General features: G+C 34.2%; 17 protein-coding genes. 3 read left to right on the top strand and 14 right to left on the bottom strand.

Annotated features, from left to right (window positions below; translation table 11 throughout):
- Nucleotides 1-152 precede the first annotated feature (152 nt).
- The 8 genes from LJE08_RS10030 to LJE08_RS09995 form a co-directional block, all read right to left on the bottom strand.
- Nucleotides 153-1,847 carry a phospho-sugar mutase gene (locus LJE08_RS10030; protein WP_255650337.1) on the bottom strand — a complete coding sequence of 565 codons (1,695 nt, stop codon included), beginning with the start codon at nt 1,845-1,847 and terminating at the stop codon, nt 153-155.
- A gap of 67 nt (nt 1,848-1,914) precedes the next feature.
- Nucleotides 1,915-2,181 carry a phosphocarrier protein HPr gene (locus LJE08_RS10025; protein ID WP_003866017.1) on the bottom strand — a complete coding sequence of 89 codons (267 nt, stop codon included), beginning with the start codon at nt 2,179-2,181 and terminating at the stop codon, nt 1,915-1,917.
- A gap of 61 nt (nt 2,182-2,242) precedes the next feature.
- A complete protein-coding gene (locus LJE08_RS10020; protein ID WP_117926304.1) occupies nt 2,243-2,668 on the bottom strand; it encodes a DUF523 domain-containing protein in 426 nt (141 codons plus the stop codon).
- The gene (glgA, locus tag LJE08_RS10015) at nt 2,668-4,107 is read right to left on the bottom strand and encodes a glycogen synthase GlgA (RefSeq protein ID WP_227403097.1); all 1,440 of its coding nucleotides are present in this window, start codon (nt 4,105-4,107) and stop codon (nt 2,668-2,670) included. Before glgA ends, LJE08_RS10020 begins: the two co-directional genes overlap by 1 nt.
- A complete protein-coding gene (glgD, locus tag LJE08_RS10010; protein WP_227403096.1) occupies nt 4,107-5,222 on the bottom strand; it encodes a glucose-1-phosphate adenylyltransferase subunit GlgD in 1,116 nt (371 codons plus the stop codon). The genes glgA and glgD overlap by 1 nt, the downstream gene beginning before the upstream one ends.
- 2 nt (nt 5,223-5,224) lie before the next feature.
- The gene (locus LJE08_RS10005; protein ID WP_117571889.1) at nt 5,225-6,364 is read right to left on the bottom strand and encodes a glucose-1-phosphate adenylyltransferase; all 1,140 of its coding nucleotides are present in this window, start codon (nt 6,362-6,364) and stop codon (nt 5,225-5,227) included.
- Between the two features lie 116 nt (nt 6,365-6,480).
- Nucleotides 6,481-7,701, bottom strand: a complete 1,221-nt coding sequence (locus tag LJE08_RS10000) for a chloride channel protein (protein WP_117926296.1) — start codon at nt 7,699-7,701, stop codon at nt 6,481-6,483.
- Between the two features lie 62 nt (nt 7,702-7,763).
- A complete protein-coding gene (locus tag LJE08_RS09995) occupies nt 7,764-8,132 on the bottom strand; it encodes a desulfoferrodoxin family protein (RefSeq protein WP_217256118.1) in 369 nt (122 codons plus the stop codon).
- Nucleotides 8,133-8,223: 91 nt separating this feature from the next.
- On the opposite strand from LJE08_RS09995, the gene LJE08_RS09990 reads away from it, so the two are divergent.
- The gene (locus LJE08_RS09990; RefSeq protein ID WP_227403095.1) at nt 8,224-8,985 is read left to right on the top strand and encodes an RluA family pseudouridine synthase; all 762 of its coding nucleotides are present in this window, start codon (nt 8,224-8,226) and stop codon (nt 8,983-8,985) included.
- On the opposite strand, the gene LJE08_RS15325 is transcribed toward LJE08_RS09990, so the two are convergent.
- Genes LJE08_RS15325 through LJE08_RS09970 form a run of 4 tightly spaced genes read right to left on the bottom strand, consistent with a single transcriptional unit; the run spans nt 8,958 to nt 12,198 of the window.
- Nucleotides 8,958-9,419 carry a prepilin peptidase gene (locus LJE08_RS15325; protein WP_227403099.1) on the bottom strand — a complete coding sequence of 154 codons (462 nt, stop codon included), beginning with the start codon at nt 9,417-9,419 and terminating at the stop codon, nt 8,958-8,960. The two genes, LJE08_RS09990 and LJE08_RS15325, sit on opposite strands and share 28 nt — an antisense overlap.
- Nucleotides 9,420-9,471: 52 nt before the next feature.
- Nucleotides 9,472-10,668, bottom strand: coding sequence for a cation:proton antiporter (locus LJE08_RS09980; RefSeq protein WP_117926288.1), 1,197 nt, complete (start codon nt 10,666-10,668; stop codon nt 9,472-9,474).
- Nucleotides 10,669-10,682: 14 nt separating this feature from the next.
- Nucleotides 10,683-11,570: an RluA family pseudouridine synthase gene (locus LJE08_RS09975; RefSeq protein ID WP_117926286.1), complete on the bottom strand. Its 888-nt coding sequence runs from the start codon at nt 11,568-11,570 to the stop codon at nt 10,683-10,685.
- Entirely contained in the window at nt 11,557-12,198 is a 642-nt protein-coding gene (locus LJE08_RS09970) for an HAD family hydrolase (protein WP_227403094.1), read from the bottom strand. Before LJE08_RS09970 ends, LJE08_RS09975 begins: the two co-directional genes overlap by 14 nt.
- 137 nt (nt 12,199-12,335) lie before the next feature.
- Here LJE08_RS09970 and LJE08_RS09965 point away from each other — a divergent pair, with 137 nt between their 5' ends.
- Both LJE08_RS09965 and LJE08_RS09960 read left to right on the top strand, forming a co-directional pair.
- Entirely contained in the window at nt 12,336-13,853 is a 1,518-nt protein-coding gene (locus LJE08_RS09965) for a 4Fe-4S dicluster domain-containing protein (RefSeq protein ID WP_117926282.1), read from the top strand.
- Nucleotides 13,854-13,918: 65 nt separating this feature from the next.
- A complete protein-coding gene (locus tag LJE08_RS09960; RefSeq protein ID WP_227403093.1) occupies nt 13,919-15,823 on the top strand; it encodes an NAD(+) synthase in 1,905 nt (634 codons plus the stop codon).
- Between the two features lie 15 nt (nt 15,824-15,838).
- On the opposite strand, the gene LJE08_RS09955 is transcribed toward LJE08_RS09960, so the two are convergent.
- Nucleotides 15,839-15,931, bottom strand: coding sequence for a hypothetical protein (locus LJE08_RS09955; RefSeq protein WP_208853814.1), 93 nt, complete (start codon nt 15,929-15,931; stop codon nt 15,839-15,841).
- Between the two features lie 410 nt (nt 15,932-16,341).
- Nucleotides 16,342-16,629 (bottom strand): YitT family protein, encoded by a 288-nt coding sequence (locus LJE08_RS09950; RefSeq protein ID WP_222620935.1) that lies wholly within the window; start codon nt 16,627-16,629, stop codon nt 16,342-16,344.
- Between the last annotated feature and the right edge of the window lie 309 nt (nt 16,630-16,938).

The raw sequence follows: 16,938 nt of genomic DNA, 5'->3' as shown, positions 1-16,938 counted from the left end.
GATTTGTGAACTGACATTCAAGCTATAACTTCTCAAATACCGCATAGAATAAGGGGTTATAAGGATTTGAGAAGTTATAAGCTGAATCGTAAAAAATCATTTAATGTTTCAAATAAACAGAAAAAAGGATGCCATTTTGACATCCTTTAATACTACTTGGCAATCAAATCATCCATTGCCTTTTGGAAATGAACCGTTTTGTTGTGAGCATCCTCTTTTGAAGCTCCCTTGATACAATAGTAGAATTTACATTTTGGTTCTGTTCCACTAGGACGTACCGCAATCCAGCTTCCATCTTCAAGATAGTATTTTAATACATCCGATTTAGTGAATCCAGTAAGTTCAGTTACTGTATCCCCTTCTTTGATTACACATTCTTTATAGTCTTCACTACGAACTACTTTTGTGCCACCAATTTGTGTTGGAGCCTCTTTTCTTAAGTTAGCTAAGATTTCTTTAATACGCTTAGCACCAGCTTCACCAGCTAATGATAACGCAACTTGACTTTCTTCATATGTACCATGACGGTCATACAAGCTATCTAATACATCAACTAAATCTTTACCTTGTTCTTTGTAGAATGCACAAGCTTCTGCCAGCATTAAACAAGCTTGAGGAGCATCTTTATCACGTACGAAAGGTTTAATTAATGAACCATAGCTTTCTTCATATCCAAATACATAGTTCTTTTCGTGCGTTTTTTCATATTTCGCAACTTTTTCACCAATGAATTTGAATCCAGTTAAAGTTTTTTCTGTTGTAACACCATAATCAGAAGCTACTTTTTCTCCTAGATCACTTGTAACAACCGTATTGAACATTACAGGATTTTCGGGCATTTTACCTTGTTTTTGAAGTTGTGAACAAATATATTCAATTTCAACAGAACCAGATTGGTTTCCTGTTAATACAACATATTCACCATTGTGCAAGACTCCAACTCCCATACGGTCAGCATCTGGGTCACAAACTAAAATTAAGTCTGCTTGATATTCTTTTGCGTATTTTAATGACAATTCATAAGCACCTGCTTGTTCTGGGTTTGGTGTAGGTGTATTTGAGAAATCAGGATCTGGACTACATTGCTCTACAACTGGGATGCAAGTATATCCTGCACGTTTATAAACTTCTTGAACAGGAATATTAGCAGTTCCATGTTCTGGTGAAAATACGATTTTAATATCTTTTTTAACTTCTGGATTCAATTGGATACTTAATACATTTTTGTAATATTCTTCATCCACATCTTTACCAATAACTGTAATTAATTTCTTTTGTTCTTCTGTACAGTTTGCATCAATTGCCAATTCATCTTCAATTGCGTTAACCTTATCAATAACCTGACTAGCCAAACATGGAATCAACTGACATCCTTTATCATCATACAATTTATATCCATTGTATTCTTTAGGGTTGTGACTGGCAGTAATCATAATGCCACCAAAGCAATTTAAGTGACGTACTGCAAAACTCAATTCTGGAGTTGGACGTAATGATTCAAACACATATGATTTAATGTTGTTTTTTGCTAATAAGTCAGCACAATCAAACGCAAACTCTTTTGACATGTGACGGTTATCATAACCAATCGCAATACCAGCTTTACCACCATTATTTTCATTTATGTAATTTGCGTATCCTTGAGTTGCCTTACGAATTGTATGAATATTAATTCGGTTTGTTCCCGGACCTAAAAGACCACGCATACCTGCTGTACCAAACTCAATTGTTGTATAGAATGCATCATTTTTTTCTTCTGCATTCATTGCTTCTAAAACAGGTTTGTATTGAGGGGCTAAATTTTCATGGTTTAACCATTTTGAATATCTTTCTTCAACAATAGACATTATTTTTTCTCCTTCTTTTCTAACTTTGAAATAAAAAAGTCTCATAAAACTATGAGACTTTCTTTAATTAAGCAATGATCTTTTGAGCACGCAATACTTCTTCGATTGCAGCTACAGCAGCATCTTCATCTTCGCCTGAGCAGCTAATTGTGATTTCTGACTGTGTAGGAATTCCTAAAGACATAACTCCCATGATAGATTTCATGTTTACTTCACGTCCTTTGAAAGCTACATTGATTTCACTTTTAAATTTACTAGCAGCGTTAACAGCTACAGTTGCTGGACGTGCGTGAAGACCTACTGGATCTACTACAGTTACAGTTACTTGTTTCATAATTATCCTCCTAAATCAAATCTAAATGTATTTTATGACATTTTGCCAAAGAAAACAATACCTAAACGAATTTTTCTGATTCCGCTTCCATAATCGGTATATTTAAATCTTGCAACATTTGTGCAAAGACACCACTACCAGTTACTAGATTACCTGTAAAAGTCCCATCATAAATAACAGAATATCCACAACTAGGTGATCTTCTTTGTAAAATCGCAATATCTACTTGTTTTTCTTTCGCTATATTCAGAGCAATTTCTGCCCCTTTGATAAACTGTTTTGTACAATCATTTCCCTCTTTATCCAAAATTCTATCTCCTACTTTTTCACAAGGAATACGAGGACAACAAAGTCCTCCAAGCATCTCTGGACATACAGGAATCACTTCATGATCTTTTAAAAGCTCTACAATTTTTTTATTTAAATTGTTTTTTCCGTTATACTTACAGTTATATCCTAATAAACATGCGCTAACAAGAATTCTCATTAGTCAACTAATTCATCATACAACAAAGAATATGTTTTAGCACTTTGTTGCCATGACACATCTGTATTCAATGCATTTCTTTGTAACATTTCCCAATCCTCTTTACGATTGTAATAAACGTCACAAGCATAATATAAAGTATGAATCAATTCATTCGAATCGTAGTTTTCAAAACTAAATCCATTTCCTGATTTTTCATATTCATTGTATGCATCAACCGTATCTTTTAAACCACCCGTTTCACGAACAAGAGGTAAAGTACCATAACGCATAGAACACAATTGTGAAATTCCACATGGTTCAAATAAACTAGGCATCAAGAACAAATCACTTGCCGCATAGATACGGTGTGCCAAGCTTTCATTGTATCCATAATAGAAACAAATCTTTCCTTTATTTCCATCTTCAAGTTCATGGAACTTGTTTTCAATTTGACTTTCACCACTACCCAAAATAACCAATTGGATTGGAGCTGCACACAATGCGTCTAATTGTTCCATCAATAGATAGAATCCTTTTTGCCAAGTCAAACGAGAAACAACACCTACCATCATAACATCAGGATTCTTTTCTAATCCTAGTTCTTCTTGTAGAGCCATTTTTGCCTTTTTCTTTTGAGCCGCAATATTCACTTTATTAAAGTGATATGGAATTTCTGGATCTGTGTTAGGGTTCCATAACTCGATATCAATACCGTTTACAATACCCCATAGATCATATTTACGCATATTCAATACAGCTTCTAAGTGTTCACCATATTGAGGCGATAAAATTTCTTGTGCATAAGTTGGTGATACAGTTGTAACTTTGTCCGCATATAAAATACCAGACTTCATAAATGAAATACCACCATCAAAACGTACATTACCATTGTCTAACAAATAGTATGGTAATCCTAAACAACTATCTAGCATTTCAGGGCCGAAATTTCCTTGATAAGCCATGTTGTGGATTGTATACACAAAACGAATTGCACGATATCTAGGATCTGCATCGTGAGTTTCTTTAACCATACAAGGAATCATACCTGTATGCCAGTCGTGGCAATGGATAATATTTGGCCAGTAATTCAACTGGTTCAACATTTCAATAACAGCCTTTTGGAAATAACCAAAACGCTCACCATCATCTTGATAACCGTATAATGAATCTCTTTCAAAGTAACCTTGATGTTGAATGAAGAAGAAACATACATTATCTACTACTTTTGAGAATACACGTACGGGTACTTCATGATAATTAATTGAAACTGAATATTCACAATCAAAATGAAGTTCATTATAGTATTTTTCACTAATTTTCTTATATAAAGGCATGACAACCTTTACTTCATGTCCTCTTTCAGTAAGTGCCTTTGGCAAAGAACCAATTACATCGGCAAGTCCACCTGTCTTAATGAATGGTAATCCTTCCCCAGCAACCATCAAAATTGATGCCATTAAACGTTCTCCCTTCTACCAATATACAAAGGTTGTTTTTCTAACCCTGCTAAATCTTTTTTCTTTGCGATTCTAGAATGTTTATCTACAATCACATTCTTTAAGTGAGCACCATCTGCAATTTCTACATCTGGCATAATGATGCAATTTTCGATCAATGCATCTTTTCCAATTTTACAAGAACGACCAACAATAGAATTCTTAACTACACCACTGATTTCACAACCATTCGAAATCAATGAACCTGTTGCAGTACCACCATTCAAATAAATGGCTGGAGCTGAATCGCTTGTACGAGTATATACAGGCCATTCTGGATCTGCGATATCTTTCATTTTTTCTTCCGTTAAGAATTGCATATTACTTTCATAATAGGATTTCAAATCATTAATTACATAAATGTGTCCACGATAATTCAATCCACGGATATCCATATCTACACATTTATCATTTAAGATATCTTTAAACCAATACATTGAACTTGTTTCTTGCGCTTCTTCAACTAATGTTTTAAAAATTTCTTTTGACATGATGTAAGTCTGTAAAGATAAATATCTAGATTTATAGTTACCTAAGTTTTGATCAATACTTAATACACCACGTTGTTTATTCATTTGAAGTACATCACATCCAATGTAGTTTTCTTTTGCGTTATCTACATGTTGATACAACACTGATACTTCAGCACCACTTTCGATATGTTGTTTCAACAATTCTTCATAGTTTCCTTTATAAAGCATATTAACAGGAGCAATCACAACATAATCATTGTGGTTTTCCATAACTGTATGAATGTTTTCTGCATAACATGAAATATCTGTGGTAAAACGTGAAGTTCCACCTTCAGAATACACAGGCACTAAAGATAAGTGTCCATGTTTAGAGTTGATATTATAGTGACGACCAGTACCAATGTGATCAATTAAAGAACGAGGATTTCCATTTACATATATTTGAATATCATCAATTCCTGAATTTGACATATTTGAAATCGCAAAGTCAACTAAACGATAACGTCCTAAAAAACTGAATCCAGCGATTGGACGATATTTTTGCATACCTTCTACATATACAGAAGAATCATTGTAAGTAATTATTCCTAAAGCGTTACACATAATTATTCACCCTTCTTTACTCTCTTAGAAATCAATTCGATTTCATCACTGTCTGGACTACCAACAACAGCACCATCATCAATCTTCACACCATCAGCAACGATAGCACGATAGATTTTTGCACCTTTACCAACTTTAACATTTGGCATTAACACAGCTTGAGATACATATGCATCTTCATCAATTTCAACATTATTGAATAATACTGAATCTACTGCTTCACCACGAATGATAGCTCCCTGGTTGATATAGCAATGTTCAACTTTTCCAGTTGGACCTACATAGTGAGGTAAAGTTGGAATATCTTCTGTATAGATTTTCCAGTTTGGATCATCTAAATTCAATTCATTGTTTTTATTTAATAAGTCCATATTTGCTTCCCACAATGAATCGATTGTTCCAACATCTTTCCAATATCCTTCAAACTTATAAGCATACAAACGTTTATTTGCGTTTAAGAAGTTAGGAATAATATCTTTACCAAAGTCATGGTGACTACCTTCTGCAGTCATATCTGAAATCAATTCTTTGCGTAATTGTTTCCAGTTAAAGATATAAATACCCATACTAGCTAAATTGCTCTTTGGATGTTCTGGTTTTTCCTCGAATTCAACAATTCTTCCTTCATCATCTGTATTCATAATACCGAAACGGCTAGCTTCCTTAATTGGCACTGGAAGTACCGCAATTGTACAATCGGCATTATTTGCCTTGTGACAAGATAACATATCCGCATAATCCATCTTATAGATGTGGTCGCCTGAAAGAATTAAAACGTATTCAGGATCAAACTTATCAATAAAGTCAATGTTTTGTGTGATGGCATCTGCTGTTCCTTGATAGACGTCAAATTTTGTACCATCCTTTTCTCGTGGTGGCAAAACATAAACACCACTTCCACGTGCATCAAGTCCCCATCTTTGACCAGCACCAGCGTATGCGTTTAATTCTACTGATTCATACTGTGTTAAAACGCCTACAACGTTGATATCTGAATTTGCACAGTTACTTAGTGGGAAATCAATAATACGATATTTTCCTCCGAAATAAACAGCCGGTTTCGCATTCTTTTTAGTTAGTTCCAAAAGACGTGTTCCACGGCCACCTGCTAAAATCATGGCGAGCATATTATTCTGTTTCATAATCATCCTCCTAATAATACTCTTTATATAACTAAAGTATATCACTTTTTCAAATAAAATCTACTTGTTTCATTAAATTTGTATGCGTTTTCAAAACGCTGCAAAAAAAAGACAAATCATTCTCTGACTTGTCTTTGCAAAGCATAAATTGATTCGTTTTGATTTGCGATATAAGATATAGCACATACAATAAAGAAGAACGGAAAATACTGATATCCAAAAACTTCCATGCCTATCGCAATAGGCGCTAAAAATGTATTTGTGGCAGCTCCAAACACACCACTATACCCTAGTGCAGCTACAAACAATGGATCTAAACCAAATACAGGTGCAATTATAACCCCGAGACTCGATCCAATCGCAAATAATGGCGTAACTTCTCCACCTTGGAATCCTGCAGATAAAGTTAAAATCGTTAAGACAAGCTTTAGGATCCAGTCATATCCATAAATCTTTTCCGATGTAAAAGATGCTACAATCAAGTTTTCACCCACACCTGAATAACGACATTGGCCAAACATAAACAACATAAACGCCACGAAAACACCCATCATAAAAATACGTTTATAGGGATTTGTGATTTTATTTGTGACAAAAGCTTTTGTGTGTTTCAAAAAAAACGCAAATAAACCACCTATCATGCCGAATAAAATACCTAACACCAATAATTTTATAGATAATTCCATATTTGGCTCAGCAACATTTCCTATCTTAAAAGTACTCTTGTGTAATCCAAACAAGCTAGAAACATAAGTTGCCGTAAAACTAGCCGGAATTGCACAAGACATAGCTCGATATTTCAAAGTTCCAGCCACTAAAACTTCTAAGGCAAAGAAAATTGCCGTAATTGGCGTACCAAACAATCCGGCAAAACCAGCTGCCATACCTGCAACCATAAAGATAACACCACTGTTTTTAAAGCGGAAATACTTACCAAAATAATGCGATACGGTAGCTCCAATCTGCATCGCAACACCTTCTCTACCCGCACTACCACCAAAGAAATGGGTAATCCATGTCGACACGACCATAAACGGTGCCATACGAAGTGGAATCCAATCACTCTTTCCTTGATCAACCTCAAAAACAAGTCCCATACCTTTTCTAGATATTCTTCCCCAATGATCAAATAAGAACACAATAGCTAATCCTGCAAAAGGAAGTCCAAGCAACATAATGCATCCCATATGCTCTCTAAAATTCAAGATCCATTCTAATCCTTTACCAAAAATGACTTCACAGATCGCAACAATAGCACCAATAAAAATACCACAAAAACACTTTAAAACAATTTCATCATAAACTTTAAACGATTCTCTCAACTTTTCTTTATACATGTGATTATTATAGAAAAACAGATTGTTTATTTCAACAATCTGTCTTTATTTTTACATTTTAATTACAATTCTATTTCATTTTTCCACAAACCATGCAAGTTACAATACTCATACACAGTTACTTTACCTGTTCGTCCTTTCGAATCAAAAACATATTCTGGTTTCATTCCTGGGACTAAACCTGCACGATCCACAGTTCCATCACTATATTCAACCCAAATATTAGTGATATAGTGTGCCTCTAACATAGGATGTTCAACACTTCCAACTACAACTTTAAGTTTGTTATCTTCTACACTTACTTGTGGAACATGTTTTTCTTGTGCTGCATCCACTTCACCAGCTTTTAATTCACGATATCCACTAGGAACTACATCCATCAACAATCCTTCAACAACGCTACCAGTTTCTAAATTCTTATAGATTTTCATAAGTATTCCTCCTGTTCTTCTATTGACATTATGACACGCATCATTAAAATATTCTATTGATATGCTCATAAAAAATTTAAATGAAAACTACATGCAATATACAGCAACTTCTCAAGAGATTTTTGAGACTTTTTGTATTTCAAAAACCCATAAAAAACATTTAAAAATAGATGAAAACAATAAAACTATCTACTTTAACTATCCTGAAAAAGAAGTTGAAATCAACTATGAGCCTGTAAACATTTTATATGAAGATGCTTTTTTAATAGCAGCCTTTAAACCTCCATTTTTATTAGTACACGATGATGGAAACAGTCAAGATACTTTACAAGCTCGTATTAACGGGTATCTGCAATTAAATGGAAATAAATATCCGGCTCAAGCCATTCATCGTATTGATTATGAAACGAGTGGTTTAGTCTTATTTTGTAAGCATCCATTCTTCCAGGCATATTGTGACAAAAACATGGAAGAGCATCACATTAAAAAAGACTATATTGCCTTAGTTCAAGGTCACACGAATTATAAAAACAAAAAGATTGTTTCAAATATCGCAAGAGATCGTCATAATGCCAAGAAAATGTTCATCCATCCAAATGGAAAAGAAAGTATTTCAATATTTAACACACTTAAAAACTATAAAGATTATTCGCTGATTCAAGTAACGATTCTAACGGGAAGAAAACATCAAATCCGTGTTCAATGTGCTTCTTTGAAGCATCCCATTTTAAATGATTCCTTATATGGAGGTAAAAGAATTGATAATACGGGACTCTTACTTCAAAGTCATCATATTCAATTTAATGACATTGATGTAATTTGTCCTCAAGAAAAAAGATTTATTAGAAAATAAAAAATTGTATATCCTTTCAGATAAGCGATCCAGACACCCATTGATAAACAGGATAAATACGGAAGAATATGCTTTTTTTTATATAAAATCCACAAAAAGCCTAGTAAAACACTAATATATAAAGCCACGAGCATTCTTTCCATTCCTAAATAAAAGCCAAAAAAAGTTAAAAAACATACATCGGCACTGCCTATCCATTCAGTTCTAATAATTTTAATGGTTCCACTGACCAATAGAAAAACAAGACTTGTACATACTCGATTGAATAATGGCACATAATTAGAACAAAAACATAAAAGAAGTATAGATGGAAAAATCCAGTACTTTTCAATATACATTGTTGCATAGTCCTTTTTCGCCAAAAAGTATAAAAAGAGTACAACATACAAAGTCGATAATTTAAATGGTTTGATCAAAAAAGTAATGATAAGCATAAAAAAAAGAGTCTTCATACTTTAAGTATAAAGACCCAATGTGAAAATATTATTAACAATTTGCAGTTTGTACAAAATCTGCATCGTTAGGTTTCTTTTTGTATACAATTTTCAATAAGATTGGTGTAATAACCGTTGTGAATACGACACACAATAATACTGGAGTCACAAAGACTTCTGGTAAGATTCCTAATGCCATACCTTTATTTGCGACAATCAAGGCAACTTCTCCACGACTAATCATACCGCATCCAATTCGGATAGCTTGTGTAGGTGTATATTTACATACAATAGCACCCAAACCACATCCAATAATTTTTGTCAAAACAGATATGATACATAAAACAATTACTAATTCGATAAGTTCAGCACTCCATGTAATTGGTGAAAGCTTTAATCCAATACTCGCAAAGAATACAGGTGTAATCAACATATAAGATAATGTTGAAATACGTTTAGTGACATAATCACATTGTCGTGTACCCGAAAGAATCAAACCTGCCACAAAACTTCCTGTGATATCCGCTACACCAAAGAATGCTTCTGAACAGAATGCCATGATCAATGCGAACGCAAATGATACAATTGAATATCTTTGTAGTCCACCGCATGAATCATGTTCAAACCACCATGAAAATACTTTGTGTAAAATCACCCCAACAACAACGGCAAACACAAAGAATAGTAAAATTTTAAACATGACAGCGCCGATGTTCACTGAACTGTCAGCCATTCCTGTTACTAATGTCAAACAAACAATACCTAAAACATCATCAATTACAGCTGCAGCTAAAATCGCATTTCCACTTTCTGTAGACATACAACCCATTTCTTTCAATGTTTCTACCGTAATACCAACACTTGTAGCTGTTAAAATAACACCTAAGAATAGGTTGTGTAACCAAGCGTCTGGCCCAACATTATAGAATCCACCAACTACATATCCAACAGCTAATGGAACTAATACACCCAGTGTTGCGATGATAAAAGCTTTTAACCCAGCCTTTTTTAAATCTGTAATACTTGTTTCTAGACCAGCCGCAAACATTAAGACAATAACACCAATTTCTGATAAAGATTCAATCAATTTACTTGGCCCAACTATATTTAACACCGCAGGCCCTAAAACAATACCTGCGATCAATGCACCTACTACAGATGGCATACGTAAACGACGAGAAAAAAGTCCAAAGGCTTTTGTCATTAATAAAATTAAGGCAATATCTAATAGATATCGATATTCTTGCATATTCATACCTCCTACTATGCTCTTGGAAGTTCAAACACCGTTTGTTGAAGTGGCAAATCTACATCATGAAACTCCAACCGATATGCCATCAATTTTATCGGCCTTTTCTTTCCATGATATCCATATTTGACGTCACCCAACAAAGGATGCTTTATATGCCCCATCAGGGCACGAATCTGATGAAATCTTCCTGTATGAAGTGTAATTGCACATATTGAATTCTCGCCATCATTTCTTTCAACATGCACATCCATCAATGCTTTTTGATAGCCCTCTAATTTTTTATCACTTACTTTCGCAACAGTATTTTCTTTGCGAATGTAATAGCACATACTAAAATCTTTTTCTTTAAAAGTACCAGTAACATATGCCCGATACATCTTCTGGATTTTACGATTTGCGATTGCTTCGTTTACTTTTCTTAAAGCATTCGCATTCTTTGCAGCAATCACTAGACCTGTCGTATTTCGATCCAGTCTGTGACAAATACTTGGAGCAAAAGAATGTTCTTTATTTGGATCATACTCGTTTTTTTCCATTAAGTATGCTTGTACACGATTTACCAAACAATCTTGAGTTTTGCTTTGATCACTCTGTGACAATAAGCCATATGGTTTATTCGCAATCAAGATATTTTCATCTTCATAAATAACATCCAACTGTGATGATATATATTGCGTATCTACTTGTTTCTCTTCTAAAACATCCGGAGGTAAAAACAATAAAATACTATCATTCTCCTGAATTTTCTGATCAAAAGTACAACGTTTACGATTCACTTTTATTTTCTTATTTCGAATCGCCTTATACATCATTGATTTGCTCAATTTTGGAAAAGTCTTCATCAAAAACTTATCCAGTCTTTGATTTGCATCATTTGAATTGATTCTAATCTCTTTCATAAATTAAATCCAAACTTTCCATTAAACTGTCCATAACTGGTACATTTACACTTTCTAAAGTTGCTCGATTTTGATGCCCAGTAGTCACCAAGATACATTTAGCACCAATACTTTTTGCAACTTCATAATCATGAATGCTATCTCCTACAAAATAAATTTCATCATCTTGGCTGCATGTTTGTTTAAACGCATGAGCTAATTCCACTTTACTTTTTGCATAGATGTCATTGATTCCGTATATCGAATCGAATAAATCATCTACATGCAAGGTTTCCATTTGTTTAAAAAGATAATCCATTTTACTTGCAGAAAGCACGGTTTGCGAAAAGCCAAGATTCTTTGCCTTATTCACAACATCCAATACATCTGAATGTAAGTTACAAGCATAGCTTTTTTCTTGATAATCCTCCATATATTCGTGAGCCAACATGGAAAAAGGTATTTTGTCAAAATCAAAGCCTACCCTTTTATAATAATCTTCTATTGGAAAAGTAAATACTTCACGATATTGACTTAGAGTATCCAAAGGTTTCAAATCATGACTGACTAAAAGACGGTTGATACAAGAAAAACATAAGTCAACATCATTCAATAAAGTTCCATTCCAATCCCATACAATTTTTACCAAACAATTCACCCCGCACGGTATTATATCACTATTAGAAAAAAATAATAACATTTTATACTAATTAAAACTTTCACAAATATAGTTTTTACTATATAATATTATATGAGTATATATGAGGAATTGAATTAGGAGGAAATATGAGAGGAATTTATAACTCAGTAACTGACCTTCGTCGTCAGGTCTTTACTGCCATCGCTTCAATGGCGTACGATGACAATACAGATTATTCTAAGCGTATGGAAGAAATCCCATATGAAATCTTACCTGGTACAAAAGCAAAATATCGTGATAGTATTTTTCTAGAACGTGCAATTATCGGGGAAAGATTGCGTTTGGGTATGGGCTTGCCTGTTCGTGATATTACTGAATATACAAACATTTCAGATGGAATTGAAGAAAGTACAATTGCGAAAAAATATTATGATGATCCCCTTATCAATATTATCAAGTTCGCATGTAATGCGTGTCCAGAAAAGAAAGTATTTGTAACAAACGCTTGTCAAGGATGTTTATCACACCAATGTACAGAAGTTTGTCCAAAAGATGCGATTCATATTGTAAATGGTAAAAGCTGTATTGATCAAGAAAAATGTATTAAGTGTGGACGTTGTATGGATGCATGTCCTTATCACGCAATCACTAAATTAGAACGTCCATGTGCTGCAAGCTGTGGAATGGACGCAATCAAATCCGATGCAGATGGAAAAGCAGAAATCGATTACGATAAATGCGTTAGCTGCGGAATGTGTCTAGTTAACTGTCCATTTGGAGCTATTGTAGATAAAGGACAAATTTTCCAAACAATCTATGCCATGAAAGAAGGCTATGACGTCATTGCCGCTGTTGCCCCTGCTTTCGTTGGTCAATTTGGTCCAGCCGTAACGCCAGACAAAGTAAAAGCAGCATTAAAAGCTGTAGGTTTTGCGGATGTTGTGGAAGTTGCGATTGGTGCTGACTTATGTACAATTGAAGAAGCTGAAGACTTCTTAGATAAAGTTCCTGAAAAACAACCATTTATGGCTACAAGTTGCTGTCCTGCATGGTCCGTTATGGCGAAGAAAAACTTCCCTGACTTTGCACCATACATTTCAATGGCATTAACTCCAATGGTACTAACGGGTCGTTTAATCAAAAAAGAAAAGCCAAACGCCAAAGTTGTATTCATCGGTCCTTGTGCTGCTAAGAAATTGGAAGCAAGCCGTAAATCAATCCGTAGTGATATTGACTTCGTATTAACTTTTGAAGAAGTTATGGGTATGTTCAATGCGAAAGGTATTGCATTAGACCAAATTACTACTTCTGATCCATTAACAGAAGGAACAAATGCTGGTCGTGGATTTGCTGTCAGTGGTGGTGTTGCCAAAGCCGTTAAAGACTTGATTCAAAAAGAACATCCTGGAACAGAAGTAAAAGTTCAGGCTGCAGAAGGATTAAAGAACTGTAAGACAATGTTGATGATGGCTAAAGCTGGAAGACTAAACGGATACCTACTTGAAGGTATGGCTTGTCCTGGTGGATGTGTTGCCGGTGCTGGTACTTTACAACCAATCAATAAATCAAGTGCATTAGTTAAAAAATATGCTACTGAAAGCGATAAGAAAGATGCAGATGAATCTGCATATGGAGATCGTCTTCACGAACTAAGTGAACATTAGTCAAAGACGTCCTTAAAATGGACGTCTTTTTTTGATATAATCATGTTTGGAAATGAGGTATGAACATGCATCGTTATTCATATTATAAAACGGCTGCCTGTACTTTAAATGTTTCAATTGGAGATCCACAGGCAAATAAAGAAGAAATTTTAAAATGTATCCAAGAATTGGATTCAGATACACAACTTGTAGTATTTCCAGAACTATGTGTTACAGGATATACATGTCAGGATTTATTCTATGAACATACATTATTAAATAGAGCAAAACAAGTTCTATTTGAAATTGTAGAAGAACTACCAGAAAACCTAGTTACAGTTTTAGGCTTACCTTTAGAAATCGAAAACAAGCTTTATAACTGTGCCGCTATTTGTTTCAACCATGATATTCTAGGTATTCAAGTAAAAACATATATTCCAAGCTACAATGAATTCTATGAAACAAGGTGGTTCTCGAGTGCTAGTGAATTGAAAGAAAACACAACTTTTACATACAAAGATAAAAAGGTTCCCGTTTCAAATCATATCGTATTTAAAGATACAACAACATCGGCTTGTTTAGGTATAGAAATCTGTGAAGATCTATGGGTGACAATTCCAGTAAGTTCAACACATGCATTAGCTGGAGCGAATGTATTATGTAATCTAAGTGCCTCCAATGAAATCATCTCAAAAGCAAATTACAGAAGAAATCTAGTCAAAGATCAAAGTGCTAAATGTTATGCAGGCTATATTTATGCTAGTGCCGGCCCAACAGAAAGTTCAAGTGATTTGGTTTTCTCTGGACACAATTTAATCTGTGAAAACGGGGCTATCTTAAATGAGACAAAAACAGATAAAATTATTTATGGACAAATCGATTTAGACCATTTAAATCATGATCGCTTACACTATAAAACTAGTATGCAGGATTTATTCCATGTAAACTATACAACCGTGGAATTCACATCAAAACCAATCGAAGAAATTGAATTTGATCGCTATATCGATGCCTATCCTTTTGTCCCAAACAATCAAGATGAAAGAATTGTTCGCTGTTTAGAAATATTACACATTCAAGCACAAGGCTTGGCAACGCGTCTTTCTAAGATTCACTGTAAAGATGTTGTGATTGGAATTAGTGGTGGACTTGATTCTACTTTAGCTTTGCTTGTATGTCATGAAGCCTTTAAAATCAACAATTATGATTCAAAAGGAATTCATGCGATCACAATGCCTGGTTTTGGAACGACAAAACGTACTAAATCTAATGCGCAAATCTTAATGGACCTGCTTCATGTATCTAGTGAAGAAATTTCTATTGTGGATGGTGTAAATCAACATTTTAAAGATATTCACCATAATCCAGAAGTTCATAATATTACATATGAAAACTCACAAGCTCGTGAAAGAACACAAATTCTGATGGATTTAAGCAATGCCTATAATGCGATTGTTGTTGGTACTGGAGACTTAAGTGAACTTGCCTTAGGATGGTGTACATATAATGGAGATCACATGAGTATGTATGCGGTAAACGCCAGTGTGCCTAAGACACTTGTTCGTTATATTGTTGAAAGTGTTGCCTTAAAAGATGAAATATTACATGATGTATTGATGGATATTTGTGATACACCAGTATCTCCAGAGCTTTTACCACCAGATAAAAATGGTAAAATTGCTCAAAAAACAGAAGAAGTATTAGGTTCTTATGATCTTCATGATTTCTTCTTATATCAAATGTTAAGACATCACGATGAGCCTAAGAAAATCTATGATTTAGCTTGTGCTGCATTTAAAGATGTAGACAAGGAAACAATTAAAAAGGCCATCACAACATTCTATAATCGTTTCTTTACCCAACAATTCAAAAGAAACTGTATGCCAGATGGTGTTAAGGTTGGATCTATTTGTTTCTCACCTAGAGGTGACTGGAGAATGCCAAGTGATGCATCAAGAAATCTATGGACAAAACAAGTGGAGGAAATTTAATTCCCCCACTTTTCTTTATGCTTTATCCATATTATTTGAAAAAATATCTGCCACTTCACTCATGATAATATAAGCTTTAGAATCGATTTCATGAACTTGTTCTTTCATACGATTCACTTGGTATCGGTTGACTATACAAAATAGACAATGGATTTAAGACTTTTTGAATATCCACCCGTGGCATCCACTCGAGTAACGCCACTTTCCAAAAGTATTACTTAATGCTTCACATATTTCGGTTGGATACTCAGTTACAATCATTGCACATTTAGCTCAATCAATCAAAGTCAATTGTCTTTAATGCTGCTGAATAAGCTACAACCGAATAGAGTAGTAATACCTAGCTATTTAATACAATTTTGCAAAATATATAGAGAATCACATTATAGATCATCACAAAGGTACCTACGGTTTCCGATACCTGAAATCATACCACCAAATAGTGCACAAAGTAATAAATCCGTATCTGCTAATGATGAAGCAATACTTACATCGATTGGTAAAACATCCGCAATCAGCTATGCGAATAAGGAATATATAAAAACAGTATATATAGCATAAAAGGTAAATTTCTTTCCTCGTTTTTTGAGTCCAATCAAAAATAAAGGAATGTTTAATATTAATAAGAATAGTGATAATAATAAATAAGATGGTGAAACCTGTTCAAGTAGCATAGAAGTTCCAAAAATTCCACTATCATACAATTTTACGGGTGTCATAAACAATGTGATTCCAAAAGCATTCACAATTCCAGCAATTGTCAACATGAAAAGATTCGTAATACAAGGTGTTGGGTCTTGTTTCATAAGCTCAGCACTCCTTTTTAGGGCTTCATTTTAACATACTCACACACCAAAATCATTTCAATTACTAATTTTTAAACAATATAAAAGAAGAAACTATTTTTTAGCCTTTTCTACTATTTTTTAATCAGATTCTACCACATAAGGGATTTCATTTTCTGCAAGAAAAAAATTAGTAGTAATATTTTGTGAATGATGAATCACTCTTAATATTTGAACCTCTCATCACCGCAGTGACAAGATTCTTAGGAACAGGTTTCTATCGAAACCTTTCTTACCAAGCTATCCCCGCAGTTCCTGCGGTTGTTTTAT

It is taken from the genome of Holdemanella sp. DFI.5.55 (assembly GCF_020593575.1).
GTDB lineage: Bacteria > Bacillota_I > Bacilli_A > Erysipelotrichales > Erysipelotrichaceae > Holdemanella > Holdemanella hominis.
The sequence above is the reverse complement of the archived record's forward strand: the minus strand, read 5'-3'. Positions and strand labels throughout refer to the sequence as shown.

Coding starts and splice junctions, on each gene's coding strand:
- LJE08_RS10030 (WP_255650337.1), bottom strand. CDS start 1,847: ATGTCTATTGTTGAAGAAAGATATTCAAAATGGTTAAACCATGAAAAT.
- LJE08_RS10025 (WP_003866017.1), bottom strand. CDS start 2,181: ATGAAACAAGTAACTGTAACTGTAGTAGATCCAGTAGGTCTTCACGCA.
- LJE08_RS10020 (WP_117926304.1), bottom strand. CDS start 2,668: ATGAGAATTCTTGTTAGCGCATGTTTATTAGGATATAACTGTAAGTAT.
- glgA (WP_227403097.1), bottom strand. CDS start 4,107: ATGGCATCAATTTTGATGGTTGCTGGGGAAGGATTACCATTCATTAAG.
- glgD (WP_227403096.1), bottom strand. CDS start 5,222: ATGTGTAACGCTTTAGGAATAATTACTTACAATGATTCTTCTGTATAT.
- LJE08_RS10005 (WP_117571889.1), bottom strand. CDS start 6,364: ATGAAACAGAATAATATGCTCGCCATGATTTTAGCAGGTGGCCGTGGA.
- LJE08_RS10000 (WP_117926296.1), bottom strand. CDS start 7,701: ATGTATAAAGAAAAGTTGAGAGAATCGTTTAAAGTTTATGATGAAATT.
- LJE08_RS09995 (WP_217256118.1), bottom strand. CDS start 8,132: ATGAAAATCTATAAGAATTTAGAAACTGGTAGCGTTGTTGAAGGATTG.
- LJE08_RS09990 (WP_227403095.1), top strand. CDS start 8,224: ATGCAATATACAGCAACTTCTCAAGAGATTTTTGAGACTTTTTGTATT.
- LJE08_RS15325 (WP_227403099.1), bottom strand. CDS start 9,419: ATGCTTATCATTACTTTTTTGATCAAACCATTTAAATTATCGACTTTG.
- LJE08_RS09980 (WP_117926288.1), bottom strand. CDS start 10,668: ATGCAAGAATATCGATATCTATTAGATATTGCCTTAATTTTATTAATG.
- LJE08_RS09975 (WP_117926286.1), bottom strand. CDS start 11,570: ATGAAAGAGATTAGAATCAATTCAAATGATGCAAATCAAAGACTGGAT.
- LJE08_RS09965 (WP_117926282.1), top strand. CDS start 12,336: ATGAGAGGAATTTATAACTCAGTAACTGACCTTCGTCGTCAGGTCTTT.
- LJE08_RS09960 (WP_227403093.1), top strand. CDS start 13,919: ATGCATCGTTATTCATATTATAAAACGGCTGCCTGTACTTTAAATGTT.
- LJE08_RS09955 (WP_208853814.1), bottom strand. CDS start 15,931: ATGAAAGAACAAGTTCATGAAATCGATTCTAAAGCTTATATTATCATG.
- LJE08_RS09950 (WP_222620935.1), bottom strand. CDS start 16,629: ATGAAACAAGACCCAACACCTTGTATTACGAATCTTTTCATGTTGACA.